This window comes from Streptomyces sp. HUAS MG56 (assembly GCF_058673395.1).
This window is the reverse complement of the sequence record NZ_CM178722.1, coordinates 2,119,216-2,143,584: the sequence shown is the minus strand read 5'-3', so window position 1 is coordinate 2,143,584 and position 24,369 is coordinate 2,119,216. Positions and strand designations below refer to the sequence as shown.

At 72.7% G+C, this 24,369-nt stretch carries 22 protein-coding genes and 1 pseudogene; 13 read left to right on the top strand and 10 right to left on the bottom strand.

The window, feature by feature from the left end; translation table 11 throughout:
* Window positions 1–308: 308 nt before the first annotated feature.
* From lnt to AC4OXY_RS10350, 6 genes are all read left to right on the top strand, one after another.
* Window positions 309–1,916, top strand: coding sequence for an apolipoprotein N-acyltransferase (lnt, locus tag AC4OXY_RS10375; RefSeq protein WP_402065061.1), 1,608 nt, complete (start codon window positions 309–311; stop codon window positions 1,914–1,916).
* A 68-nt stretch (window positions 1,917–1,984) separates the two neighbouring features.
* A complete protein-coding gene (locus AC4OXY_RS10370) occupies window positions 1,985–2,464 on the top strand; it encodes an NUDIX hydrolase (protein WP_491993742.1) in 480 nt (159 codons plus the stop codon).
* A gap of 55 nt (window positions 2,465–2,519) precedes the next feature.
* Window positions 2,520–3,335 (top strand): 3-hydroxybutyrate dehydrogenase, encoded by an 816-nt coding sequence (locus tag AC4OXY_RS10365; RefSeq protein ID WP_491993741.1) that lies wholly within the window; start codon window positions 2,520–2,522, stop codon window positions 3,333–3,335.
* Window positions 3,336–3,412: 77 nt separating this feature from the next.
* The gene (locus AC4OXY_RS10360; protein ID WP_356023590.1) at window positions 3,413–5,332 is read left to right on the top strand and encodes a helix-turn-helix domain-containing protein; all 1,920 of its coding nucleotides are present in this window, start codon (window positions 3,413–3,415) and stop codon (window positions 5,330–5,332) included.
* Between the two features lie 124 nt (window positions 5,333–5,456).
* Window positions 5,457–6,017, top strand: coding sequence for a pyridoxamine 5'-phosphate oxidase family protein (locus AC4OXY_RS10355; RefSeq protein ID WP_356023592.1), 561 nt, complete (start codon window positions 5,457–5,459; stop codon window positions 6,015–6,017).
* 20 nt (window positions 6,018–6,037) lie between these two features.
* Window positions 6,038–6,493, top strand: a complete 456-nt coding sequence (locus AC4OXY_RS10350; RefSeq protein ID WP_356023594.1) for a VOC family protein — start codon at window positions 6,038–6,040, stop codon at window positions 6,491–6,493.
* Window positions 6,494–6,501: 8 nt separating this feature from the next.
* Here the strand turns inward: AC4OXY_RS10350 and AC4OXY_RS10345 are convergent, their stop codons facing one another.
* Window positions 6,502–6,867 (bottom strand): DUF1330 domain-containing protein, encoded by a 366-nt coding sequence (locus AC4OXY_RS10345; protein WP_491993740.1) that lies wholly within the window; start codon window positions 6,865–6,867, stop codon window positions 6,502–6,504.
* 286 nt (window positions 6,868–7,153) lie between these two features.
* Between AC4OXY_RS10345 and AC4OXY_RS10340 the strand changes: the two genes are divergently transcribed.
* Window positions 7,154–7,828 (top strand): ankyrin repeat domain-containing protein, encoded by a 675-nt coding sequence (locus AC4OXY_RS10340; RefSeq protein ID WP_491993739.1) that lies wholly within the window; start codon window positions 7,154–7,156, stop codon window positions 7,826–7,828.
* Window positions 7,829–7,953: 125 nt separating this feature from the next.
* Here AC4OXY_RS10340 and AC4OXY_RS10335 read toward each other — a convergent pair whose 3' ends face one another.
* Window positions 7,954–9,027, bottom strand: a complete 1,074-nt coding sequence (locus AC4OXY_RS10335; protein WP_491993738.1) for an NAD(+)/NADH kinase — start codon at window positions 9,025–9,027, stop codon at window positions 7,954–7,956.
* Between the two features lie 196 nt (window positions 9,028–9,223).
* Window positions 9,224–10,021 (bottom strand): helix-turn-helix transcriptional regulator, encoded by a 798-nt coding sequence (locus AC4OXY_RS10330; RefSeq protein WP_376288494.1) that lies wholly within the window; start codon window positions 10,019–10,021, stop codon window positions 9,224–9,226.
* 54 nt (window positions 10,022–10,075) lie between these two features.
* Here AC4OXY_RS10330 and AC4OXY_RS10325 point away from each other — a divergent pair.
* The 3 genes and pseudogenes from AC4OXY_RS10325 to AC4OXY_RS10315 all read left to right on the top strand — a co-directional run.
* A pseudogene (locus tag AC4OXY_RS10325) lies at window positions 10,076–11,260 on the top strand (MFS transporter); the annotation flags it as partial.
* 485 nt (window positions 11,261–11,745) lie between these two features.
* The gene (locus tag AC4OXY_RS10320; RefSeq protein ID WP_491994807.1) at window positions 11,746–13,248 is read left to right on the top strand and encodes a purine-cytosine permease family protein; all 1,503 of its coding nucleotides are present in this window, start codon (window positions 11,746–11,748) and stop codon (window positions 13,246–13,248) included.
* On the top strand, window positions 13,245–13,793 hold the full coding sequence (locus AC4OXY_RS10315; protein ID WP_356023604.1) for a cysteine hydrolase family protein: 549 nt from the start codon (window positions 13,245–13,247) through the stop codon (window positions 13,791–13,793). Before AC4OXY_RS10320 ends, AC4OXY_RS10315 begins: the two co-directional genes overlap by 4 nt.
* A gap of 20 nt (window positions 13,794–13,813) precedes the next feature.
* Here the strand turns inward: AC4OXY_RS10315 and AC4OXY_RS10310 are convergent, their stop codons facing one another.
* The gene (locus AC4OXY_RS10310; protein WP_491993737.1) at window positions 13,814–15,079 is read right to left on the bottom strand and encodes an alpha-L-fucosidase; all 1,266 of its coding nucleotides are present in this window, start codon (window positions 15,077–15,079) and stop codon (window positions 13,814–13,816) included.
* A gap of 150 nt (window positions 15,080–15,229) precedes the next feature.
* Here AC4OXY_RS10310 and AC4OXY_RS10305 point away from each other — a divergent pair, with 150 nt between their 5' ends.
* Together AC4OXY_RS10305 and pqqB are read left to right on the top strand one after the other, a co-directional pair.
* On the top strand, window positions 15,230–15,631 hold the full coding sequence (locus tag AC4OXY_RS10305) for an SseB family protein (RefSeq protein WP_356023606.1): 402 nt from the start codon (window positions 15,230–15,232) through the stop codon (window positions 15,629–15,631).
* Between the two features lie 126 nt (window positions 15,632–15,757).
* Entirely contained in the window at window positions 15,758–16,648 is an 891-nt protein-coding gene (gene pqqB / locus AC4OXY_RS10300; protein ID WP_491993736.1) for a pyrroloquinoline quinone biosynthesis protein PqqB, read from the top strand.
* Here pqqB and AC4OXY_RS10295 read toward each other — a convergent pair.
* The 6 genes from AC4OXY_RS10295 to AC4OXY_RS10270 form a co-directional block, all read right to left on the bottom strand.
* Window positions 16,645–17,064: a MarR family winged helix-turn-helix transcriptional regulator gene (locus AC4OXY_RS10295; RefSeq protein ID WP_356023610.1), complete on the bottom strand. Its 420-nt coding sequence runs from the start codon at window positions 17,062–17,064 to the stop codon at window positions 16,645–16,647. The genes pqqB and AC4OXY_RS10295 overlap by 4 nt on opposite strands.
* Before the next feature lie 102 nt (window positions 17,065–17,166).
* Window positions 17,167–17,517: a VOC family protein gene (locus tag AC4OXY_RS10290; protein WP_356023612.1), complete on the bottom strand. Its 351-nt coding sequence runs from the start codon at window positions 17,515–17,517 to the stop codon at window positions 17,167–17,169.
* Window positions 17,518–17,837: 320 nt separating this feature from the next.
* Window positions 17,838–18,869 (bottom strand): LacI family DNA-binding transcriptional regulator, encoded by a 1,032-nt coding sequence (locus AC4OXY_RS10285; protein WP_356023613.1) that lies wholly within the window; start codon window positions 18,867–18,869, stop codon window positions 17,838–17,840.
* A complete protein-coding gene (locus AC4OXY_RS10280; protein WP_362820127.1) occupies window positions 18,866–19,771 on the bottom strand; it encodes a carbohydrate ABC transporter permease in 906 nt (301 codons plus the stop codon). The genes AC4OXY_RS10285 and AC4OXY_RS10280 overlap by 4 nt, the downstream gene beginning before the upstream one ends.
* On the bottom strand, window positions 19,768–20,706 hold the full coding sequence (locus tag AC4OXY_RS10275) for a carbohydrate ABC transporter permease (RefSeq protein WP_356023617.1): 939 nt from the start codon (window positions 20,704–20,706) through the stop codon (window positions 19,768–19,770). Before AC4OXY_RS10275 ends, AC4OXY_RS10280 begins: the two co-directional genes overlap by 4 nt.
* A complete protein-coding gene (locus AC4OXY_RS10270; protein ID WP_356023619.1) occupies window positions 20,703–22,019 on the bottom strand; it encodes an ABC transporter substrate-binding protein in 1,317 nt (438 codons plus the stop codon). Before AC4OXY_RS10270 ends, AC4OXY_RS10275 begins: the two co-directional genes overlap by 4 nt.
* A gap of 236 nt (window positions 22,020–22,255) precedes the next feature.
* Here AC4OXY_RS10270 and AC4OXY_RS10265 point away from each other — a divergent pair, with 236 nt between their 5' ends.
* A complete protein-coding gene (locus AC4OXY_RS10265; RefSeq protein ID WP_491993735.1) occupies window positions 22,256–24,277 on the top strand; it encodes a beta-galactosidase in 2,022 nt (673 codons plus the stop codon).
* Window positions 24,278–24,369 lie beyond the last annotated feature (92 nt).

Sequence of the window (24,369 nt, the reverse complement as noted above, 5' to 3'; positions counted from 1 at the left end):
TCCCCCGCACACCCATGCCGGGCCCACGACAGGGCACGGCGCCGGGTCCGGTCGCACTGCCGAGGCTGGGCACACCGTAGCGGCTGATGACCGCTTTGGGCACGAGATGCGGCGGATCGTCGTGATGAGGAGCGTGGTGAGAAGGGGGAGGACCGAGGCGGGGCCGGCGAGCGGCGGCACGGTGCGGTCCCGGGGTTCCGCGGCCCGCCACACGGCGGTGACCAGCGGAGACCGCCCCGGGCCGACGCCGGTGCCGGCCCTCGAACCGTGCTGTTCGCGGTCAGCCCGGCCGCCGTACACTCACCCGGGTGACCGTCACCGCAACCTCCGTGGACCAGCCGGACCAGCTCCAGCCGTCCGCCTCCGGCACGCGCGGCGCCCGGCTGCTGCGCCTGGTCCCGGCCCTCGCCTCCGCGCTCTGCGGAGTGCTGCTCTACGTCAGCTTCCCGCCCCGCCCCCTGTGGTGGCTGGCGCTGCCCGCCTTCGCCGGCTTCGGCTGGGTGCTGCGCGGCCGGAGCTGGAAGGCGGCCCTCGGCCTCGGCTACCTCTTCGGGCTGGGCTTCCTGCTGCCGCTGCTCGTGTGGACCGGTGTGGAGGTCGGCCCCGGTCCCTGGCTGGCCCTGGTCGCCATCGAGGCGGTCTTCATCGCCCTGGTCGGCGTCGGGATCGCCGCCGTCTCCAGGCTGCCCGCCTGGCCGGTGTGGGCCGCGGCCGTGTGGATCGCGGGCGAGGCGGTACGCGCGCGCGCACCGTTCAACGGCTTCCCCTGGGGCAAGATCGCCTTCGGCCAGGCCGACGGCGTCTTCCTGCCGCTGGCCGCGGTGGGCGGCACGCCCGTGCTGGGATTCGGGGTCGTGCTGTGCGGCTTCGGCCTGTACGAGGCCGGGCGGCTGCTCGCCGAGAAGCGCCGGAGCGCGGCCGTACGGCGCGGAGCCGCGGCCGCCGCGCTGCTGAGCGTGGCCGTTCCGGTGGCGGGCGCGGTCGCCGCCCGGGCGCTCGTGAGCGACAAGGCCGAGGACGGCACCCGGACCGTCGCGGTCATCCAGGGCAACGTGCCGCGCTCGGGGCTGGAGTTCAGCGCCCAGCGCCGGGCCGTGCTCGACTACCACGTGCGCGAGACGCTCAGGCTCGCCGCCGACATCAAGGCGGGCAAGGTCGCGAGGCCCGACTACGTGCTGTGGCCGGAGAACTCCTCCGACATCGACCCCTTCGCCAACCCCGACGCGGCCGCCGTCATCGACGAGGCCGCCAAGGCGGTCGGCGTGCCCGTCTCGGTCGGCGCGGTCGTGGAGCGTGACGGCAAGCTGCTCAACGAGCAGGTCCTGTGGGACCCGGCCAAGGGACCGACGCAGACCTACGACAAGCGGCAGATCCAGCCGTTCGGCGAGTATCTCCCCCTGCGCGGGATCGTCGGCGCCATCAACAAGAACTGGACCGGCATGGTCCGCCAGGACTTCAGCCGGGGCAGCAAGCCGGGCGTGTTCGACATGGACGGCGCCAAGGTCGGCCTGGCCACCTGCTACGAGGCCGCCTTCGACTGGGCCGTGCGGGACACCGTCACACACGGCGCGGAGATGATCTCCGTGCCCAGCAACAACGCCACCTTCGACCGCAGCGAGATGACCTACCAGCAGCTCGCCATGTCCCGGATCCGCGCCGTCGAGCACAGCCGCACCGTCACCGTGCCGGTGACCAGCGGGGTCAGCGCGATCATCATGCCGGACGGGCGGATCACGCAGAGGACCGGCATGTTCGTGCCCGCCTACCTCGTGCAGAAGGTGCCGCTGCGCACCTCCGAGACCCCCGCGACCGAGCTGGGCATCCTCCCGGAGATCGCCCTCGTGCTGGTCGCCGCGGGCGGCGTCGGCTGGGCGATCGGGTCCGGGCTGCGCGCCCGGCGCACCGGCGGCGCGTGACCGCACGACCAGGGTACGGATCCTGAACCGGCAGGAGAGGGCACGCCGGTCCGGTTAGGGTCGAGGCCATGGCTACTCCTGACTTCATCCGCACGCTCAGGGCCTCGGCCGGCCAGCAGCTGCTCTGGCTTCCCGGGGTCACCGCGATCGTCTTCGACGACGAGGGCAGGGTCCTGCTGGGCCGGCGGACCGACACCCGCAAGTGGTCGGTGATCGGCGGCATCCCGGACCCGGGTGAGCAGCCCGCGGCCTGCGCCGTGCGGGAGGTCTTCGAGGAGACCGCGGTGCACTGTGTCGCCGAGCGGATCGTCCTGGTGCAGGCCCTGGAGCCGGTGACCTATCCCAATGGCGACACCTGCCAGTACATGGACGTCACCATCCGCTGCCGCGCCGTGGGCGGCGAGGCGCGCGTCAACGACGACGAGTCGCTGGAGGTGGGCTGGTTCGCCCCGGACGCGCTGCCCAACCTCAACGAGTTCGGTCTTCTCCGGATCAAGCAGGCCATGTGCGAGGAACCCACATGGTTTGCCCCTACGACTCTTGACTGAAGTGTGGGTGGGCACCACATGTGGTGACGGGTTGGGTGCCGCTTAGGGTCGGCCCATGACCGCCCCCAGCCTCCCGTCCGGTCCGCGCTCCCAGCCGCTCTCCCCGGACCTCGGCGGCCGCACCGCACTCGTCACCGGTGCCGCCGGCGGCATCGGCCGCGCCTGCGTGCTGCGGCTCGCCGCCGCCGGGGCCGAGGTGCGGGCCGTCGACCGCGACGCGGCGGGCCTGGCCGAGCTGGCGGCGGAGGCGGACCGAGCCGCCGGCCTGCCCGGGACCGTCGTACCGCACGCCCTGGACCTCACCGACCTCGACGCCGCCGAACGGGCCGCCGCCGGTACCGATGTGCTGGTCAACAACGCGGGCCTGCAACTGGTGCGCCCCATCGAGGAGTTCCCGCCCGATGTCTTCCACACGGTGCTCACCGTGATGCTGGAGGCGCCCTTCCGGCTCATCCGCGGCGCGCTGCCGCACATGTACGCGCAGGGCTGGGGCCGGATCGTCAACGTGTCCTCCGTCCACGGTCTGCGTGCCTCCGCCTTCAAGTCGGCCTATGTGGCCGCCAAACACGGACTGGAGGGCCTGTCCAAGACGGCCGCGCTGGAAGGCGCGCCCCACGGGGTCACCTCGAACTGCGTGAACCCCGCCTATGTGCGCACCCCCCTGGTCGAGAAGCAGATCGCGGACCAGGCGCGGACGCACGGCATCCCCGAGGAGCGTGTGCTGTCCGAGATCCTGCTGAAGGACAGCGCCGTCCGGCGGCTCATCGAACCGGAGGAGGTCGCCGAGGCCGTGGCCTATCTGTGCGGCCCCCAGGCGTCCTTCGTCACCGGCACTTCGCTGGTGCTCGACGGCGGGTGGTCGGCTCACTGAGGTGCGGGCCGGGAGCGTCCGGCGAGAGTTGTCCACAGGCTCGGCGGGCCGGGCCGATGATGCGCAATCCTGTGACCATGTCTCGCGATCACCTCCAGTCGGCACCCCGCCACAGCCCCGAGGTCCCCTACCTGGAGCTGCTGGCCCGCGACGCCTCGGTGGAGGCGTACGAGCAGCCGGTGCTGCTCGCCCGCGCCGAGGGCCGGCCGGCAGCGCGGATCGCCGAGCTGGAGCAGGCCAGGGCGCTCGCCCTGCGCGTCCGGGCCGAGCTGGAGGGCCGCCGGCGCCGCGAGGCGGAGCTGTCCGCGCTCTTCGAGACCGCCCACGATCTCGCGGGCCTGCGCGATCTGGACGCCGTCCTCCAGGCGATCGTGCAGCGCGCCCGCTCCCTGCTCGGCACGGACGTCGCCTACCTCACCCTGAACGACCCGGCGCACGGCGACACGTACATGCGCGTGACCGAGGGTTCCGTCTCGGCCCGCTTCCAGCAGCTCCGGCTCGGCCTGGGGGAGGGGCTCGGCGGACTGGTCGCGCAGACCACACGGCCGTACGTCACCGACGACTACTTCGAGGACGCCCGCTTCCAGCACACCCGCACCATCGACGCCGGCGTCCATGACGAGGGCCTGGTCGCCATCCTCGGCGTCCCCCTCGTGCTCGGCCCGCACGTGATCGGCGTCCTCTTCGCCGCCGACCGCCGGGCCCGTGTCTTCGAACGCGAGCAGATCGCCCTGCTGGGCTCCTTCGCCGCGCTCGCCGCCGCCGCCATCGACACCGCCAACCTGCTCACCGAGACCCGCGCGGCGCTGGCAGGCCTGGAGAGCGCCAACGAGATCATCCGGGACCGCAGCGCGGTCATCGAACGCGCCTCGGACGTCCACGACCGGCTCGCCGAACTCGTCCTGCGCGGCGGCGGGGTGCGCGACGTGGCCGCCGCCGTCTCCGAAGTCCTCGACGGCACCGTGGAGTTCACCGAGGCCGGCGCGGCACCGGCCGAGGCGCTGGAGGCCGCGCGGGCCGAGGGTCATGCCGTACGGCACGGCCGGGACTGGATCGCCCCGGTGGCCGCGGGCGACGAAGTCCTCGGCGCGCTGGTCTTGCGCGGACACCCCGGCCTCGACCCCGTCGACCAGCGCACGCTGGAGCGGGCGGCGATGGTCACCTCGCTGCTCCTGCTCGCCCGCCGCTCCGCCGCCGAGGCCGAACAGCGCGTACGGGGCGAGCTGTTGGACGACCTGCTGGACGCCCGCGACCGGGACCCGCGCCTGCTGCGCGAGCGCGCCGCCCGGCTCCATGCCGACCTGGACGCGACCCATGTCGTCCTCGCCGCCCGCCTCGACGGCCCGGCCGCCGACGCCGACGAGGAGGCCGCGGCCCGCCGCCGCCTGTGGGCGGCAGCCTCCCATCTCGCCGCCACCCGGCAGGGCCTGGCCGCCGCACGCGACGGCGGCACGGTCCTGCTGCTGCCGCTCGGCGCCGGCGACAGCGCCACGGAGGTGGCCCGCCGCACCGCCCGCCACCTGGGCAGGACCGTCCGCCAATCCGTCACGGTCGGCGCCTCCGCCCCCGTCTCGGGTCTCGCCGCCCGGCCCGAGACCGTGGCCGGCGCCTACGCCGAGGGCCGCCGCTGCCTGGACGCGCTGCGTCTGCTGGGCCGGGCCGGGGACGGTGCGGCGGCCGAGGACTTCGGCTTCCTCGGCCTGCTCCTCGCGGGCGAACGGGACGTCGCCGGATTCGTCGAGCGCACCGTGGGCCCCGTCGTGGCGTACGACGAGCGGCGGGGCACCGATCTGCTGCGCACCGTGGACGCGTACTTCTCCTGCGGCATGAGCCCGGCCCGCACCAAGGACGCCCTCCACGTCCACGTCAACACGGTCGCCCAGCGCCTGGAACGCGTGAGCCGGCTCCTCGGCGCGGACTGGCAGACCCCGGCCCGCGCCCTGGAGATCCAACTCGCCCTGCGACTGCACCGGCTGGCCGCCCCGGACAGACGCTGATTCCGGTACGGACGTGTCGTACGGCCGCCCAGGCACGCGGGCTCCGCCCGGTCACGCGCGCGGCGATGATTTCCGCGCTGCCCGGCGGTCGTTATGAGGGAGGAGAGAAAGAAGGAGATCCGTCATGCCGACACAAGACCCCGCGCGGCCCGAGCCAACGGCCTCGCTCGACGCCCGCTACAGTTCCGCCCTCCAGCCCCGGCCCGGTGCCGAGAACGCCACCGCCACCGAGTGGGCCGAGGCCCAGCGGCACCTGGAGGCCGCCGAGATCTTCTGGGTGTCCACGGTGCGCCCCGACGGCCGGCTGCACGTGACCCCCGTGATCGCCGCCTGGCACGACGGGGTGCTGTACTTCGCCACCGGTCCGGGAGAACAGAAGGCGAGGAACCTCGCCCATCACGCCCAGTGCACGCTGACCACCGGCGGAAACTCGCTCACCGAGGGGCTCGACCTCGTGGTCGAGGGCACGGCGGAGCGGGTGGCCGATCCCGCGGTGCTGGAGGAGGTGATCGCGGCGTACGAGGCGAAGTACGGGTCGCACATCACCTCGCCGGAGGGCACCTTCCACGGGATCGGGGACGCGTTCCGTGCAGGGGACGCGGTGGTGTTCGCGGTCGCCCCGGACACGGCGTACGGCTTCGGCCGGGACAACGGGGTCTACACGCACACGCGGTGGGTGTTCTGACGGTCCTTTACAGTAGGCCGATGGTCACCCGTCCCACACTCCAGCTGACCGTCGACTGCGCCGAGCCGGAGCGGCTCGCCGTGTTCTGGGCGGTCGCGCTCGGGTACGAAGTCGAGCCGCCGCCCGCGCCGTTCGCCACCTGGCGTGCGTACTGGCTGGACCAGGGTGTGCCGGAGGAGGAGCTGGGCACGGGCGACTGCGCCGACTCCGTGATCGATCCGCGGGGTGTCGGGCCACGGATCTGGTTCCAGCAGGTGCCCGAGCCGAAGGCAGGCAAGAACCGGCTGCACCTCGATCTGGGGGTGAGCGGCGGGCGGAGCGTCCCGTTCGCCACGCGGAAGGAGCGCGTGCTCGCCGAGGCGCTGCGCCTGGAGAGCGCGGGCGCCGCCCGGCTGCGCGTGCAGGACGCGGAGAGTTCGGGGTCCTTCTCCGTCGTGATGCGGGACCCGGAGGGCAACGAGTTCTGCGTCCACTGACCACGGCCTCATCGACGGCGTGACGGCCCCGGCACGGAGTGCTCCGTACGGAGCTTCGCCGCGCGCTCGCGCGGGTCGTACCCGGGGGCGACGCCCTCCACGAGGACGAGGTCTCCGTCGATGTGGTCGGCCCGCAGCCGCAGGATGTCCTGGTAGGCGGGGGAGTGGTACCAGGCGCGGGCCGCGTCCAGGTCGGGGAACTCGATCAGCACCATGCTGCCCTCCCACGCCCCCTCGACCACTTCGGCGGGCGGACCGTGGACCACGAACCGGCCGCCGAACGGCGCGAGGGTCTCCTGGATCCGTTCCAAGTACGCCAGGATGTCCGGGTGATGACGGCGGCTTCGAAGGTGCGCGAAACCGTAGGCGGACATGGGCGGCTCCTTCGTCTCCGGCACGTCGGCGCGCCGGACCGAAAGTAGCCGCGAGGGCTTCCGGCCGGCCATTACCCCGGAGGTAAGCGCCCGGAGCCCGCCTCCGCGCCCTGCCGTTGTGCAGGCGGGTGTCCGTACCTCTGCGCCGGCGGCCGGTACGGTCTGGGCCGCGTGCGGGTGCGGGAGGCGCGCTGTCGACGGGTTCAGCCGCAGTCGGTGCGGGGGTCGTGCGCGGGACCGGCCGGGAGGTGGCGGAGGACGCCGTCCGGTTCGTACACTCGCCCTCGTGGATCATGAGAAAGTCGCGCACTGGGACGGTGTCACGCGCCGGTCGAGCCTCAAGGACGAGTACGCGGCACTGCGCGACCGGCTCGCCGACGCCGCCCGGGACGGTCACTGGCACAACGTGCTGGCTCTCCTCGGCGAGAACCGCGACTGGGTCAACACCGCGCGACTGGAAGGCCGTAGCGGCTTCACGCCCCTGCACCAGGCCGCCTGGCACGGTGCCTCGGCCGAGACGGTCGAGCGGCTGCTGGAGGCCGGCGCGTGGCGGACCCTGCGCACCGGCGACGGGACGCGCGCCGTGGACATCGCCGCGCAGCGCGGCCACCACCACATCACCGCCCCGTTGTGCCCGGACATCCGGCACCCGCTGCCCGCCGACGTGACCGGCCGCCTCCAGTACCACCTGCACCGGCTGATCCGGCACCGGGCGGGACTGGAGGGCGGCACCGACCTCGCCACCCAGCAGGGGATGCGGCTGCCGGAGGTGGAGGTGCTGACCGAACTGGCGCACCCGGTGTGCTGGTTCCCCGTGCCCGGCATGTACGGCGGCTTCAAGATCGCCCTGAGCGGCCGCGAGCTGACCGTGGACAGCTGGATCCGCGTCGTCGGGGGGTCCGAGCGGACGGACGTCGTCACGATCGACGGGGTGAACATCCAGGAGGGCGGGCAGCTGTAGCGGGCCAGGCGCAGGTCAGGGGCGGCCCGCCGGGGCGGCACGAGCGCGGACGGCCTACGGTGAGCGAGGCTTACGGCGCCCGCGGCTTACGAGGTGGTCACGCGGCGGCTCGCGACGAGCCCGGCTCACGACGGGGGCGGTCCGTCGGCCGGGGCCGGGGGCAGCGCGAGGTGGGCCAGGTCGCCCGGCGGGGGAGTGCTGACCGGCCACAGCGGAGCCGCCTCGCCGTCGGCCAGCGCGGCCGGGGCGTCGGTGAGGTTCATGCGCTCGCGCAACCGGCCGTAGAAGTCCGTCGGGCCCAGCCGGACGGCCTTGAGCCGGTGGGGAGCGGCGTACACGCCGATCCAGTCCCCGGGGCTCAGCACCCCGCGCAACTGGCCGTCGATGCTCACGGCGGCCTGGCCCGAACGCTCCAGCACCCGCAGCCCGATGGGCTCGTCGGGGGCGGCCACGACCGAGCGGTTGAACACCATGTGCGGGGCGACCGGCGTGAAGACGAGCCCGTCGGCGCGCGGCGAGACCACCGGACCGCCCGCGGCGAAGCTGTACGCCGTCGACCCCGTGGGCGTGGCCACCAGCAGCGCGTCGGCGGAGTACGAGGCGAGCAGCCGGCCCGCCAGGTAGACCCCGACCGACACCTGGCGGTCCCGGGTCAGCCGCTCCACGACGACGTCGTTCAGCGCCGTGACGTTCAGGGCCACGCCCCACTCGTCCCCGGTCTCGCACTCCGGGCGCACCCGGGGCGGCGGCAGCATCGGCCCGCGCCCGTACCGCATCAGCGCCTCCATCTGCGCCGGAACCTCCAGCCGGCACGACGCGCGCATCGTCAGCAGCATCCGGCGCTCGACCGTGATCCGCCCGTCCCGTACGGCGTCCAGTGCCACGCGCACCGCGGAGACCGGGACCTCCGTCAGAAAGCCGACCCGGCCGAGGTCGACGCCGAGGACCAGGGCGTCGTGCTCGGCGGCCAGCCGGGCACCGCGCAGAAATGTGCCGTCGCCGCCGAGGGTGACGATCAGGTCCGGATCGCCCGCGGCCTCGACCTCCTCCAGCGCGCTGTGCCGCGCGCCCTCCTGCCACACGTCGATGTCCGTGCAGCCCACCGCGTGCTCGGCGCACCACTCGCGCACGGCCCGTGCGGCGACCACCGCCTCGGGGCGTCCGCCGTGCACCACCAGGCCGACACGGTTCACCGTCATACCCGCCTCCGCCTTTCCGCCGGCTGCTCCCGGGCCCGTCACCGAGCGCCATCCTCGCCGCGCACCCCGGCGGCGCGGCACACGCCACGCCGCCGGTTGCCGCGACCGGACGCGCCAGGCCGCGGGCCACGGCCGAGAGCCCCGCCGGTGGCGGTCGGAGGATGTGCCGGTGCCGGTGGAGGTGCTCGCAGGTGTGTCAGCCGAGGTTGTCGGGGGTGCCGGGAGTACCGGGGGTACGGGGGACGCCGCCGGGGTCCGCCGGGCGCGCGCCCGGCGTATGACCGAAGGCGCGCCGGAAGACGTCGATGAACGCGCTGGCCGAGGACCAGCCGCAGCGGTGCGCCACCGCCGTCACCGGGGTCTGCTCGGCCAGCAGCACCAGCGCCCGGTGCAGCCGCGCCTGGGTGCGCCACTGCGGAAACGTCATGCCCAGCTCGCCGCGGAACAGCCGCGACAGCGTACGGTCGCTCGCGCCGACCTCCCGGCCCAGCTCGGCGAGGGTACGGCCGTCCGCCGGATCGGCGAGCAGGATGCCGCACAGCGCGCGCAGCAGCGGCGACGACGGCGCCGGCAGGTGCAGGGGCTGCTGGGGCGAGGCGCGCAACTGGTCCAGCAGCACCGCGCGCAGCCGCGCCCGCTCGGGACTGCCGTCGTCCGGGGTACGGGTATGCGCGATGATCAGCTCGCGCAGCAGCGGGGACACGGCGAGCACGGTCGGGGTGTCCAGACCCAGCGGGTTCTCGGTCGAGGGCAGCCCCATCAGGTGCAACTCCAGCTCCCCGTACGCCTCGTGGGCGTGCACCGTGCCGGCCGGCACCCACAGGGCACGGGTGGCCGGGGCGACCCAGGAACCGGCGTCGGTGGTGACGGCCACGACGCCCCGGCCCGCGTAGACGATCTGGTGGTCGTCATGCCGGTGGGCGTCGATCCCGGTACGGGACGCCAGCAACCGGGTGCGCGTCGGAGCGATCGGTTCATGGCGGATTTCTGTCATTGTCCGGCAGTTTATCGAAAGCACGACAGTCCCACCCGGTCGCAGCATGGCGAGGTGCGAAAGAACGCCTCGATCACCCTGCTGTCCGTGGGGCACGCCTGCGTCGACGTCTACCAGGGCGCCGTCGCGGCCCTGATCCCCTTCCTCGTCGCCGGGCGCGGCTACGGCTACGCCGCCGCCTCCGGTGTCGTACTGGCCGCCTCCCTGCTGTCCTCGGTGGCGCAACCGCTGTTCGGCGCCCTCACCGATCGCCGCGCGGTCCCCTGGCTGCTCCCCGTCAGCACACTTCTCGCCGGCCTCGGCATCTCCTCTTCCGGCCTCGACGGCGGCTACGGCCCCACCCTCGTGTGCATGGCGGTGACCGGGATCGGCGTGGCCGCCTACCACCCCGAGTCGGCCCGCGTCGCCCGGCTCGCGAGCGGGGGCTCGCACCGTGCCATGGGCTGGTTCTCGCTGGGCGGCAACGTGGGCTTCGCCCTCGCCCCGCTGCTGGTCGCGGCCGTCGTGGGCACGGGCGGGCTGCGCCGGACCCCGGCACTGGCACTGCCCGCGCTCGCGGGGACCGCGCTCTGCCTGGCCGTCCTGCGCACCCCCGGACGCCGCCCACCGGCCTGCTCCGCCGGTACGGCCGCGCGGACCGGACCCGACGACAGGGCGTCGTTCGTCCGGCTGTCGCTGGCGGTGGTGTGCCGCTCGATCGCCTTCATCGGCCTGAGTACCTTCCTGTCCCTGTACGCCGAGCAACGCCTGGGCGGCGGAGCGGGCGCGGGTACCGCCGCGCTGTGTGTGCTCTACGCCGGCGGCGCGATCGGCTCCGTGCTCGGAGGCGCGCTGGCCGAGCGGTGGGACCGGGTCACCGTGTGCCGGTGGTCGTACCTGGTGTCGGCCCTGGCGGTCGCGGGCGTCGTGTTCGTCCCCGGCCCGGCCCTGTACGAGTGCGTGGCGCTGACCTCCGCCGGCCTCTACGTGCCGTTCTCCCTCCAGGTCACCCTCGGCCAGGACTATCTGCCCTCACGGGTCGGCACGGCAGGCGGCATCACCCTCGGCCTGGCGGTGAGCGCCGGCGGGCTGGTGACCCCGCTCATCGGCCGGCTCGCCGACGCCACGTCCCTGCGCACCGCCCTCGCCCCGCTCATCCTGATGCCCGTACTGAGCTGGCTGCTCGCCCGCACCCTGCCGGAACCCCCGACCCCACGGCCGGAACCCTCGACCCCACGGCTGGAACCCGCGGCCTCGCGGCTGGAACCCGCCGTCCCAGGGCCGGGAACTGTTGGCCGACGGCCCGAACCTGCCGCCCTGCGGCCGGAGTCCGGCGCGACGCTGCCGGGAGCCCTCATCCCACGGCGTGAACCCGCCGCCCGACGGCCTGAACCCGCCTCCCTGCCGCCGGAGTCCGGCGCGACGCTGCCGGGAGCTGCTGCCCCGCTGCCGGGAGCCGCCGCCGCACGGCGTGAACCCGCTGCCCGACGGCCCGAACCTGCCTCCCCGCGGCCGGAGTCCGGCGCGACGCTGCCGGGAGCCGTTGCCCCGCTGCCGGGAGCCGCCGCCGCACGGCGTGAACCCGCCGCCCGACGGCCCGAACCCGCCTTCCCACGGCCGGAGTCCGACGCGACGCGCCCGGTCCCGCCCCGCAGTGCCGACGTGCGCCAACTCGATTGACGCTCCCGGGGTGCCCGCCTAGCGTGATCGCGACACGCCCGGACGGGCAGGACAGGGGGCCCGGTGTGACGACGTACCCGCAGGACCCGGTCGACGGCAGACCCGCCGGCCGCCCGATCCAACTGGAGACACACGGCCTCGACGTGATCGGGGACGCGGAGCGCAAGGGCACGCCGCGCACGCTGTTCTGGCCCTGGTTCGGCGCGAACGTCTCGGTCCTAGGGCTGAGTTACGGCGCGTTCGCGCTCGGCTTCGGCATCTCCTTCTGGCAGGCCCTCGCCGCAGGCGTGCTCGGCATCGTCGTCTCGTTCCTGCTGTGCGGGTTCATCGCGGTCGCCGGAAAGCGGGGCTCGGCACCGACGATGGTGCTCAGCCGGGCCGCGTACGGAGTGCGCGGCAACCGGCTGCCGTCCCTGATCTCCTGGATGCTCACCGTCGGTTGGGAGACGGTACTCACGGCGCTCGCCACGCTCGCCACCGCGACGGTCTTCGGCCGCCTCGGCTGGGGCGGCGGCACCGGGACCAAGGTGCTCGCCCTCGTCGTCGTGGCCGCGCTGACCGTCGTCGGCGGAGTCATGGGCTTCGACGTCATCATGCGGCTGCAGACGGCGATCACCGTGATCACGGGCGTCCTCACCGTCGTCTACGTCGCCCTCGTCGCCGGCCACATCCACTGGGCCGCCGTCAGCGCCGTCCCGGCCGGTTCCCCGCAGGAGTTCATCGGCGCGCTCGTGTTCATGATGACCGGCTTCGGCCTCGGCTGGGTCAACGCCGCCGCCGACTACTCCCGCTATCTGCCCCGCAGTTCGGCCGGCCGGGCGGTGATCGGCTGGACCACCTTCGGCGCCTGTGTCGCCCCGCTGCTCCTGCTCGTCTTCGGGCTGCTGCTGGCCGGTTCCTCGCAGTCACTGAGCAAGGCGGTCGCGGCCGACCCGATCGGCGCGCTCACGACCATCCTGCCGACCTGGTTCCTGGTGCCGTTCGCCGTCGTCGCCGTCCTCGGTCTGGTCGGCGGCGCCGTCCTCGACATCTACTCCTCCGGCCTCGCCCTGCTCTCCGCCGGTCTGCCGGTGCCCCGCTACCTGGCCGCGCTCCTCGACGGTGCCCTGATGATCGCCGGCTCCGTCTACATCGTGTTCTTCGCCGGCGACTTCCTCGCCCCGTTCACGGGATTCCTCACCACGCTCGGCGTCCCCATCGCCGCCTGGTGCGGCATCATGCTGGCCGACCTCGCCCTGCGCCGCCGCGACTACGACGACGGCGACCTCTACCGCCCGCACGGCCGCTACGGCGACATCCCCCCGGCACCCCTGCTGCTCACCCTCGCCGCCACGGCCCTCGGCTGGGGCCTGGTCACCAACACCTCCGCGAGCTGGCTCAGTTGGCAGGGCTATCTGCTCGGGCCGCTCGGTCTCGGCGGCAAGTCCGGCGCCTGGGCGTCCGCCAACCTCGGTGTCCTCGCCGCCCTCGCGCTCGCCTTCCTCGGCACGCTGCTCCTCGGCCGCCGCCGGGTGCGCGCCCAGGAGGACGGGGCACCGCCGCCCGGCGAAGGGATGCTCCCCGCATGAGCGCCGGCCACCTCGCCGTCATCGACATGCAGCACGTCTTCGCCGACCCGGCGAGCCCCTGGGCCGCACCCCGGTACGCGGACGCGGCGGCAGGCGTACGCAGCCTGCTGCCCGCCTTCACCGGCCGCGTGACCTTCACCCGCTTCGTGGCCCCCGAGCACCCGACCGGCGCCTGGCGCGCCTACTACGAGCGATGGCCCTTCGCCCGCAGGCCCCCGGACGCCGAACTCTGGGACCTGGACGCAGAGTTCACCGACGAGGCTCAGCACGTCCTGGACGCCACCACCTTCGGCAAGTGGACCCCGCAGCTCGCCGCCCGTCTCGCCCCCGGCGACCGTCTGGTCCTGGCCGGCGTCAGCACCGACTGCTGTGTCCTGTCCACCGCCCTGGCCGCCGCCGACGCCGGCACCGAGGTGCTGGTGGTCGCTGACGCCTGCGCGGGCGCGGACGACGACTCCCACCTCAAGGCCCTCCAGCTGATGGACCTGTACCGGCCGCTGGTCCGGGTCACCACCGTCGCCGGCCTGCTCGCCGGGCCCGGCTGACGACCGCGCGGCCGACGGCGTCAGGTCCGCCCGGTACCCCAGTACAGATCGAGTTCCCCGTCGAGTTCCACGGCGAGCACGGTCGCGTACTCGTCCACATCCGTGGCAGCCGGCGCGTCGATCCAGGTCACGCCCGGTACGTCGTGCAGCCCGCCGGTGACCCGGTGGCCCAGACCGGCGCCCGTCCCCAGCACCCGCACCCGGCGCACCCGGTTGCGCAGCCCGCGCACGGACACCGTCTCGCGCGGGGTGTCGAAGCACACGAGGTACAGCGTCCGCCGGTCGGCCGACAGCGTGCTCGGGCCGTAGTGGTGGCCCGGCGGCAGCCCCGCGACCGTGCCGTACACGGCCTCGGCGTGCCGGCCGATCCACGCCCCGAGCCCCGTGAGCCGGCCCGCCTGTTCCGCCGGGATCGTGCCGTCCTCGCGCGGGCCCACGTCGAGCAGCAGGTTGCCGCCCGCGGCGATCGTCTCCGTGAAGTAACGCACCAGCTGGCGCACCGACTTGTGGTTGTGGTCCCGGTGCTGGAAGCCCCAGGAGTCGTTGACCGTGAGGCACAACTCCCAGGGCCCGTCGGGCGCCTGGAGCGGCACGCCCTGCTCCGGGGTGGCGTAGTCGCCGTGGCTCAGCATGCGCGCGTTGAGCACGGTGTCCGGGTTCCCGGCCAGGATCCGCGCGGCCAGGGCGTCCAGCCCCCACTGCTCCTCGGTGCGCTCCCACTCGCCGTCGAACCACAACAGGTCCGGCCGGAACCGGTCCACCAGCTCCCCGACCTGCCCGTCCCGGTAGGCGAGGTACCGCGACCAGGCCGCCGGATCCTCCGCACCGAGCCGGGCGTGCGCGAGGGGGTTCGGGGGATCCTCGTCCGGGGCGGGGTGCCGGGTGCTCGCGTAGTCGGGGTGGTTCCAGTCCGAATGGGAGTAGTACAGGCCCACTTTGAGGCCGCGCTCCCGCAGCGCGTCCGCGTACCCGGCGATCAGGTCGCGCCCCGCCGGGGTGCGGCGGACCACGTCCAGCCCGCCGTACGCGCTGTCCCACAGGGCCACCCCGTCGTGATGACGCGCGGTGAGCACGGCGTACCGGGCCCCGGCGCGGGCGAAAAGCTCCGCCCACGCGCGCGGGTCGTAACGGGACGCCGTGAAACCGTCCAGCTGCCTCATGTACTGCTCGTGGGAGACCTGGCCGGTGTAGAAGGACCAGGACTCCGGCACTCCGTCCACCGCGTAGACGCCCCAGTGGACGAAGATGCCCAGCTTGGCCTCGCGGAACCAGGGTCGCATCGGCATGAGGACACGCTAGGGCGCGCGCCCGCGTGCTCACCAGACCTCCCCGCGCTCCCCACGCATGCCCCCGGGCCCAGCGGGTACGCGACCGGGAGCGCCCGGGCACGGACCCGCCCGGGAGGCCGCATCACCGCAGCTACCTGGGGATCTGCCATGGAGACATCCGCCGCACACGACCACCGGCCGACACCGGCCCAGCAGGCGCTGGACGCGCTGGCCGTGAACGCCGAGGACCAGGCCGCCCTGGACACCCTCGCGCACAGCGACGTGCTCGTCCCGGTGCCGGACGACGCGCCTGACGAGGAGGGAGCCGAAACCTCCTCGCTGGCCCTGCCCGTCCTGGAACAGCCCGGAGGCGAACCGGTCGTTCCCGTGTTCACCACGGAGGGCGAGCTGGGCCGGCTGCTGCCGTTCATCTCGCGCTACCGCCTCGTCCCGCTCGGCGCCCTCGCCGCACAGTGGCCCGACGAGGACCTGGCCCTGGCCATAGACGGCAACTCGGCCCACGCCCTGACGCTCACGTCACAGGGGGTACGGACACTGCTGGCCCGCTGAAACACGCCCTCAGCCCCCTTTGGGCGACCGAACGGCCGGAACTGCTCCCCGCGCCGGGGTGGCCCCTCTCCTCGCGAGGGGAAGATCCCAGCGGGAGAAAGGCCGGTCGAACGCGGAGGGGTAATCGTGAGGGTCGTCCTGCTGGGCACCGCCGCCGGGGGCGGCTTCCCGCAGTGGAACTGTGCCTGCGCGCTGTGCGCGGCCGCCCGGGACGGCAGGCTGCCCTCCCGTACCCAGGAGTGCGCCGCCGTCAGCGGCAACGGCCGCGACTGGTGGCTGCTGAACGCCTCGCCCGATCTGCGCACCCAGCTCACCGCCACACCGGCACTGTGGCCCGGCCCCGGCCCCCGGGACACCCCGCTGCGCGGGGTCCTGCTCACCGACGCCGAGGCCGACCACGTCGCCGGACTCGGCGAGCTGCGGGGAGCGGCGGGCCTGAAGGTCTACGCGGCTCCGCCGGTCCGCTCGGCGCTCGCCCCCGTCCGCGCCGCCCTGGAGCGCTACGCCCCCTGGGAATGGGCGGACACCCTGGCCGACGGCGGATTCGTGCTGGCCGGCGGGCTGGTGGTCACGGCCCGTACGGTGGGCGCGAAGATCCCGAAGTACATTCCGGTGCAGGCGCCGCAGCCGGCCGGCCCGTGGGTGACGGCGTACCGCGTCGAGGACCTGGCCAGCGGGGGAGTGCTGGTGTACGCGCCCTGCGTGGGCGCCTGGAGCGCGGAGCTGGACGAGCTGTGCGCCGAGGCCGACTGTGTGCTGGTCGACGGCACCTTTTACGCGGCCGACGAGATGGGGACGGCGGTACGGTCCGGCGCCGGGCAGGCGGCCATGGGGCATCTGCCGGTCACCGGCCCGGACGGCACCCTCGCCGCCCTCGCCCGGCATCCCGGGGCGCGCCGGGTCTACACCCATCTCAACAACACGAACCCGCTGCTCGACCCGGCGTCACCGGCACGCGCGCGTGCCGCCGAGCACGGGGTCGAGGTGCTGGACGACGGGGCCGAACTGCTGCTCTAGGGCTGTGGAGCCGATGCTCTGACGTCCTGCTCGGCGAGCATGCGCTCCAGCACCGCCCGCTGGAGCGGCAGCACCGCCGTGTGCAGGGCGCGGCCCTTGGGGGTGAGCGCCACCCACACCCCACGCCGGTCCTCCGCGCACACCGAGCGCTCGACCAGCCCGTCCTTCTCCAGCCGGCCGATCAGCCGGGACAGCGCGCTCTGGCTCAGGTGCACCCGGCCGACCAGATTCTGCACCCGGCACTGCTCGCCCGGCGCGGGCGACTCGGTCGCCAGGATGTCGAGCACCTCGAAATCGCTGGCGCCCAGTCCGTGCGGGTGCAGCGCCCGGTCTATCTCGCACATCGTGCGCGCGTGCACCGCGAGGATGTCCCGCCACCGTTCCTCAAGCCGGGCGTCCGCCGTCTTGACTGCCATACCCGCACCGTAGCACCGATCCAGCCAATCGTTGAGTGTGCAACTAGTTCGGGATACGGGCGGTGACCGGGGCTCGCGGGGCGGGTCTCAGGCAGCCGGGTCTCAGGCAGCCGGGTCCTGGAGGAGGCCGATCAGGTTGCCGTCGGGGTCCTTCACGGAGGCGATCAGCCGGCCGTTGCCCACGTCCCGCACGTCCTGGAGCACCTCGGCACCCGCCTCCACCAGCGTCGCGAGCCGCTCGCGCAGGTCGGTCACGTGCCAGAACGGCACCGGGCCGGTCAGGCCCTGCGCGTGACCGTTCGGGTCGAGCCCGACGTCCTGCCCGGCGGCCTTGAAACCGATGTAGTACGGCTCGTCGGCATACGGCTGGACGCCCAGCAGGGCGGTGAACAGCGCCTTGGCGGCCTTCGCGTCCTTGACGGGGTAGATGATCGTCTGCACGCCTGTGGTCATGGCACTCACTCCTTCGCGATGCGCGGGCCGGCGGGTCGTCCCGCCGGTGCACCTCACGCTAGGACCGGTCGGCCCGCCACGGCTTCTCCGATCCTGACCGGTTGCCGACACCGGCCCGCGATCTTCACCCGGGTGGCGCCCGTCACGCACCGGTCCGCCCTCATCCCGGCGCTGCAGCCGCCTGGATCCCCGGGCCGACGTGAATGCCGGTGACCCTGATGAGCTGCGGCCTAACCACGGAACTGGCCGCCGCGTGGGCGCGAGAGACCACGACGCCGCCGCAGACGGCTGACGGCCTCTCCCAGCACTCCGGTCGGCGCTCAGGCCGACGCCCGCCGCACCAGTTCCGTCGGCAGAATCACCGCCGCCGGATCCTCCCCGCCGATCTGCGCGAGCAGCACCCGCACCATCTCGCTGCTGATCCGGTCCCACGGCTGCCTGATCGTCGTCAGGGCCGGAGTGGCCGCTGTCGCCGCCGGGGAGTCGTCGAAGCCGCCGACAGCGATGTCATCCGGCACCTCCTTCCCGGCCCGGTGCAGCGCCGCCAGCACGCCCTGCGCCATCAGGTCGGAGGCCACGAACACCGCGTCCATGTCCGGCGCCTGTGCCAGCAGCCGCTCCGCGCCCGCCTCACCGCTCGCCCGGCTGTAGTCGCCGGAGACGACGAGCCGTTCGTCGACCCCGATGCCGGCCTCGGTGAGCACCTCCTTGTACCCGGCGAGCCGCTCCACCCCACCCGGTGTGTCCAGCGGACCGGTGACCACACCGATCCTGCGCCGCCCCAGCGACAGCAGATGCCGGACCATGTCCCGCGCGCCGTCCCGGTCGTCGGCGGCCACGTAACTCACCTTCGAGCCCAGGCCGATGGGCTTTCCGCAGGCGACGAGCGGCACGCCCGCCTCCCGCAGTTCCTGCGCGACCGGATCACCGGAGTGGCTGGAGACCAGCAGCACCCCGTCGACGTGCCCGGCGGTGATGTACCGCGTGATGCGCCGCCGTTCGTCCTCGGTGCCCGCCAGCATCAGCAGGAGCGGCACGTCGTGCGCGGCCAGCGCCTGGGTGCAACCGCGCAGCAGGACATTGAAGTTGGGGTCCTCGAAGAACCGCTCCTGCGGCTCGGTCAGCAGAAAGCCGACCGAGTCGGAGCGTCCGGTGATCAGTGAACGGGCGTGCCGGTTCACGACGTACCCGGTCCTGCGGATGGCGGCGTTGACCGCCTCCTGCGCGGCGGGAGAGACGTAGTGCCCGCCGTTGAGCACGCGCGAGACGGTGCCGCGCGAGACGCCTGCCTCGCGCGCCACGTCGTGGATCGTCGGCGGTTTGCGCCGGCCCCCCGGATTGCTCATGGTCATGACTTTACGGCCCCGGACAGCAGGTCGAGGCTCCAGAACCGCTGAATGACCAGGAACAGGGCGATCAGCGGGAGGACCGCGAGGAACGCGCCCGTGATCACGAGGGTGTACAGCGCCGGGGTGTTGGAGCCCTGTTCCAGCAGCGTGTACAGGCCCAGCGTGAGCGGGAACTTCTCGTCGTCGCTGAGCATGATGAACGGCAGCAGGAAGTTGTTCCAGATCGCGACGAACTGGAACAGGAACACGGTGACCATGCCCGGGATCATCATCGGCAGCGCGATCCGGGTGAAGATCCGCCACTCGCTCGCCCCGTCCATGCGCCCGGCCTCCACCACATCGGCGGGGACGGCCGCGGCGGAGTAGATCCGGGCCAGGTAGACCCCGTACGGGGAGAGGATCTGCGGCAGCAGCACGGACAGGTAGGAGTCCGTCAGGTTCGCCTTCGCCAGCAGCAGGTACTGCGGGATCGCGAGGATCACCGGCGGCATCAGCACGCCCGCGAGCAGGACGTTGAAGATCGTCTCGCGGCCCTTGAAGCGGTAGGTCGCGAGCGCGTAGCCGCTGAACGCCGAGACGGCCGTGGAGAGCAGTGCGCCGAGACCGGCGTACAGGGCGGAGTTGCCCATCCACTTCCAGTAGACGCCCCCGCGGTAGGCGCTCAGGTCCTCGATGTTCCGCGTGAACCCGGTGCCCGGCAGGAAGGTGAAGGTGGAGAACAGCTCGTGCCCGGACTTGGTGGACGCGATCACCACCCACGCGACCGGCAGCAGCGTGTAGATCGCCCCGGCCAGCAGCGTGATCGTCGGCACCAGTGCGATCCGGCGGCGCAGCGGCGGACCCTGGGCCGTGCCAGGGGTGGTGCCCGCGGCCGGGGCCGCCTTGCGCAGGGCAAGAGAACTCATCGCGCGTCTCCTTGACTGACGTCCCGCTTGCTGCGGCTGTTCGCGGCCCGCAGGAACCCGAACGACAGCAGCAGCGTGACCAGGGCGATCAGGGTCGCCTCGGCGGCCGCCGAGTAGATGTCGTTGCGGCCGAAGGCGTCCTGGTACACCTTCATCAGCGGACTCCACGTCGTGTTGACGGAGTTGGTGAGCGGCTTGAGGGTCGTCGGTTCGTTGAAGACCTGGAGCGTCGCGATGATCGAGAAGAAGAAGGTCAGCACCAGCGAGGGCGCCACCATCGGGATCTTGATCTTCAGGGCGATCTGCAGCGGGCTCGCGCCGTCCAGCTTCGCCGCCTCGTACACCTCGGCCGGGATGGACCTCAACGACGTGTAGATGACGATCATGTTGAAGCCGGTGCCGCCCCAGACCGCGATGTTCGACAGGGCGAGATAGAGCGGACCGCCGTCCAGCAGGTTCGGCTGCGGCAGATGCAGCTTCGCCAGCAGGTAGTAGAAGGGGCTCACGTCCGGCAGGTACAGGAAGCCCCACAGCAGCGCCGCCACCACGCCGGGGACGGCGTACGGCAGGAAGATCGCGAGCCGGGTGAACGGTGTGAGCCGCACCCGCTCGGAGTCCAGCATCAGCGCGAACAGCAGGGCGAGGCCCAGCATCACCGGGACGACGATGCAGCCGTAGCCGAGCACGCGCAGCGCGCCCTGGAGCAGCTCGCTGTCCTTGAAGGCCTCGGTGTAGTTCGCGAAGCCGGCCCAGACCTCAGCGCGCGCACCCGCGCCCAGGCCGAGCCCGGAGACGTGCACCTTGCGGAAGCTGAGGAAGACGGCGTAACCGATGGGCAGCGCGAAGAAGAGGGCGAAGAGTGCGGTGGCGGGGAAGAGGAAGGCGTACGGGGCCCCCTTGACCCCGTACGACTTCCGGCGTGCGGGGCTCGTCACTGGGAAACCCCGAAGCCCTGCTTCTTCATGTCGGCGACCGTGGCGTCCTGCATCGTCTTCAGGGCGGCGGCGAAGTCCGACTTGTTCTTGGCGGCGGAGCCGAACGCGTCGTTGAACGACGTGTAGGCGACGTTCACGTTCGGGCCCCATGCCGAGGGCGCCGTGGTCTTCGCGATGTCGGCGGCCTTGGTGTAGAAGTCGGCCTGGTTCGAGAAGTAGTCCGGCGGGTTGGAGAAGGCGCCACTGAGCTGCGCGGACGTGGAGGCCGGGTAGATGCCGCCGTCCTTGGCCAGCGCGTTGAGGGCGTCGTGGTCGGTGTTCAGCCAGGCGGCGAACTTCGCGGCCGCCTCCTTGTGCGCGGAGTCGGTGGTCACGGCCGTGGAGGAACCGCCCCAGCTGCCGGTCACGTCCTCGGTGGCCGACCACTGCGGCAGCGGCGCCATCGCCCACTTGCCCTTCGTGTCGGGCGCGGCCGTGGTCAGCGTGCCCGGCGCCCACACGGCGCTCACCCAGGCGAGCTGCTTGCCGGTGTCCAGCGCCTTGTTCCAGGCGGGGGTGTACATCGGCTGGTTGTCGATGACGCCTTCCTTGACCAGCCCGCCCCAGAACGTGGCGACCTTCTGGGTGGCCGTGTCGTCGATGGCGACCTTCCACTTGCCGCCGGAGGCGGTCCACCACTTGGCGCCGGCCTGCTGGGCGAGACCGGCGAAGAGGCCGGAGTCGTTGGCGGAGAAGGTGGTCAGGTCCTTGTCCGGCGCCTTCTTCTTCAACTGGCGGGCGGTCTGAGCGAACTGCTCCCAGGTGGTGGGGACCGTCAGGCCGTACTTCTTGAACAGGTCCGCGCGGTAGTAGAACATCATCGGCCCGATGTCCTGCGGGACGGCGTAGACGGCGTTCGTGCCGAGCGTGGTCTGCTGCCAGACGCCGTCGGCGAACTTGCGCTTGATGTCGCCGACCTGCTGGGAGATGTCGGCCAGCGCGTCGTTGCTGACCAGGGTCGGCAGCGCCTGGTACTCGGCCTGCACCAGGTCCGGGGCCTTCTTCGCCTTGTGCGCGGTGAGGATCTTGGTGACCAGCGTGTCGCCGGACGCCTGCTTCTTCACCGTGACCGTGATCTGGTCCTTCTTCCCCGGCCCCTTGTTCCACAGGTCCACGACCTTGTCCATGCCGGGCGTCCAGGTCCAGTACGTCAGCGAGACCGGACCGGACTCGGACTTGCTGTCGTCCCCGGAGCCGCAGGCGGCGAGGGTGGTCGCGCCGAGCGCGACGGCGAGGGCGGTTGTCACGAGGCGACGACGCTTCGTGTGCGGCATGGTTTCTCCCCTGACCTGGGTCCCCGCCTCCTGCGGGGACCTGCCATGCAGATGTGCACGTTCACATGAACTAGGTCCCCGCCTGTCCGGAGTCCCCGCCATGCTTCTGTGAGCGTTCACAGTAGAGAAACATCCCGGACACTTGTCAATGGTTGTTGCTGTGCGGTTATGTTGGGCTCGCACCGCCTCCGTTGTGTGTGCACGTTCCCAAATGATCGATTCAACGGGAGACACCCATGCCGGACACCAGCCCCAGGGGCCTCACCAGGCTCGCCTTCGGTGGCGACTACAACCCCGAGCAGTGGCCGGAAAGCGTCTGGCTGGAGGACGTCCGGCTGATGCGGGAGGCCGGCGTCACGATGGTGAGCGTCGGGATCTTCTCCTGGGCCCTGCTGGAACCGGCCCCGGGGGAGTACGACTTCGGCTGGCTCGACCGGGTGATCGGCCTGCTCCACGAGAACGGCATCCGCGTCGACCTCGGCACGCCGACCGTCGCCCCGCCCGCCTGGTTCTACCGCGTGCATCCCGAGGCCCTGCCGGTGACCGCCGACGGCACGCGATACGAGTTCGGCTCCCGCGGCGCGATCTGCCACAGCAACGCCGACTACCGGGCCGCGGCCAGGGCGATCACCGTGAAACTCGCCGAACGCTACGGCGACCACCCCGCACTCGCCCTGTGGCACGTCCACAACGAGTACGGCGTCCCCGTCTCCGCCTGCTACTGCGACTCCTGCGCCGCACACTTCCGCCGCTGGCTCGCCCGGACCCACGGCACCGTCGAAGCCGTCAACGAGGCATGGGGGACGGCCTTCTGGGGGCAGCGCTACACGGGCTTCGAGCAGATCAACCCGCCCCGGGCCACCCCGACCGTCGGTAACCCGGGCCAGGCCCTGGACTACAAGCGGTTCGCCGACGCGACCATCCGCGAGAACTTCACCGCCGAACGCGACATCCTGCACCGCCTGTCACCCGGTGTCCCGGTCACCACGAACTTCATGACCGCGCTCAGCCAGTGCGACTCGATCGACTACTGGTCCTGGGGCCGCGAGGTCGACCTCGTCACCAACGACCATTACCTGATCACCGACGGCCGCCGCACCCACGTCAACCTCGCGATGGCCGCCGACCTCACCCGGTCCGTGGCCGGAGGCGCACCCTGGCTGCTCCTCGAACACTCCACCTCCGGCGTCAACTGGCAGCCGCGCAACCCCGCGAAGGCCCCCGGCCAGATGGCCCGCAACTCGCTCGCCCACGTGGCCCGCGGCTCCGAGGGCGCGATGTTCTTCCAGTGGCGCCAGTCCCGGCGCGGCGCCGAGAAGTTCCACTCGGCGATGCTGCCGCACGGCGGCACCGACACCCGGGTGTGGCGCGAGGTGGTCGAACTCGGCGCGTCCGTCGACTCGTTGAGCACGATCCGCGGCACCCGCACGGAGGCCGACGTCGCCATGCTGTGGGACTGGCAGTCCTGGTGGGCGCAGAACCTCTCCTGGCGCCCCAGCGAGGACCACGACCCACGCGAACGCGCCGACTCCTTCTACGAGGCCCTCTACGACCGCCACCTCACGGTCGACTTCGCCCACCCGGAAGCCGACTTGTCGGCCTATCCCGTTGTCGTCGTACCGGCCCTCTACCTGATGACGGAGGCGGCCGGGAACAACGTCCGGGAGTACGTCGAGAACGGCGGCACGCTCGTGGTGTCGTACTTCTCCGGCATCGTCGACGAGTACGACGCCGTGCACGAGGGCGCCTACCCGGGCGCGCTGCGCGACGTCCTCGGTCTGACGGTGGAGGAGTTCTCGCCGCTGCTCAAGGACGAGCGGGTGCGGCTGGCCGGACCCGACGGCTCCGAGCTGACCGGGGACGTGTGGACGGAGTTCGTCGTGCCGCGCGGCGCCGAGACCGTGTGGACCTACGCCGACGGGCTCACCGCCGGCCGCCCCGCCGTCACCCGGCACCGGCTCGGCGACGGCACCGCCTGGTACGTCTCCACCCGCCTCGACGCCCATGGCCTGGACGCGCTGATCGGCTGGGCCGCCGACGACGCCCGGCTCGCGCCGCGCGCAGACCTGCCCCGGGACGTCGAAGTGGTGCGCCGCAGCGGCGCGTCGGGCACGTACCTCTTCGCGATCAACCACACCGCCGGCGACACCAAGGTGCCGCTGGAGTCGCCCGGCACCGAGCTGCTGACGGGCGAACGCGCCGCGGGCCGCCTCCCGGTCCCGGCAGGGGCCGTACGGGTCGTACGACTCGACGGCTGAGCAGGCTCCCCTCCGCCCGCGTGTGCCACGAGAGCCGCGGGCGGAGGGGTTCTCCTCCAGCCCCGCCGGAGGACACCCCCTCCCCAGTCACG

Excerpts from the sequence above, each read along its gene's own strand:
- AC4OXY_RS10345 (WP_491993740.1), bottom strand. The coding sequence starts at position 6,867 with ATGTCCGCCTACGGTTTCGCGCACCTTCGAAGCCGCCGTCATCACCCG.
- AC4OXY_RS10330 (WP_376288494.1), bottom strand. The coding sequence starts at position 10,021 with ATGACAGAAATCCGCCATGAACCGATCGCTCCGACGCGCACCCGGTTG.
- AC4OXY_RS10355 (WP_356023592.1), top strand. The coding sequence starts at position 5,457 with ATGCCGACACAAGACCCCGCGCGGCCCGAGCCAACGGCCTCGCTCGAC.
- AC4OXY_RS10310 (WP_491993737.1), bottom strand. The coding sequence starts at position 15,079 with ATGCCGATGCGACCCTGGTTCCGCGAGGCCAAGCTGGGCATCTTCGTC.
- AC4OXY_RS10270 (WP_356023619.1), bottom strand. The coding sequence starts at position 22,019 with ATGCCGCACACGAAGCGTCGTCGCCTCGTGACAACCGCCCTCGCCGTC.
- AC4OXY_RS10315 (WP_356023604.1), top strand. The coding sequence starts at position 13,245 with ATGAGCGCCGGCCACCTCGCCGTCATCGACATGCAGCACGTCTTCGCC.
- AC4OXY_RS10295 (WP_356023610.1), bottom strand. The coding sequence starts at position 17,064 with ATGGCAGTCAAGACGGCGGACGCCCGGCTTGAGGAACGGTGGCGGGAC.
- AC4OXY_RS10280 (WP_362820127.1), bottom strand. The coding sequence starts at position 19,771 with ATGAGTTCTCTTGCCCTGCGCAAGGCGGCCCCGGCCGCGGGCACCACC.
- AC4OXY_RS10285 (WP_356023613.1), bottom strand. The coding sequence starts at position 18,869 with ATGACCATGAGCAATCCGGGGGGCCGGCGCAAACCGCCGACGATCCAC.
- AC4OXY_RS10370 (WP_491993742.1), top strand. The coding sequence starts at position 1,985 with ATGGCTACTCCTGACTTCATCCGCACGCTCAGGGCCTCGGCCGGCCAG.
- AC4OXY_RS10290 (WP_356023612.1), bottom strand. The coding sequence starts at position 17,517 with ATGACCACAGGCGTGCAGACGATCATCTACCCCGTCAAGGACGCGAAG.
- AC4OXY_RS10305 (WP_356023606.1), top strand. The coding sequence starts at position 15,230 with ATGGAGACATCCGCCGCACACGACCACCGGCCGACACCGGCCCAGCAG.
- AC4OXY_RS10350 (WP_356023594.1), top strand. The coding sequence starts at position 6,038 with ATGGTCACCCGTCCCACACTCCAGCTGACCGTCGACTGCGCCGAGCCG.
- AC4OXY_RS10335 (WP_491993738.1), bottom strand. The coding sequence starts at position 9,027 with ATGACGGTGAACCGTGTCGGCCTGGTGGTGCACGGCGGACGCCCCGAG.
- AC4OXY_RS10360 (WP_356023590.1), top strand. The coding sequence starts at position 3,413 with ATGTCTCGCGATCACCTCCAGTCGGCACCCCGCCACAGCCCCGAGGTC.
- AC4OXY_RS10265 (WP_491993735.1), top strand. The coding sequence starts at position 22,256 with ATGCCGGACACCAGCCCCAGGGGCCTCACCAGGCTCGCCTTCGGTGGC.
- AC4OXY_RS10365 (WP_491993741.1), top strand. The coding sequence starts at position 2,520 with ATGACCGCCCCCAGCCTCCCGTCCGGTCCGCGCTCCCAGCCGCTCTCC.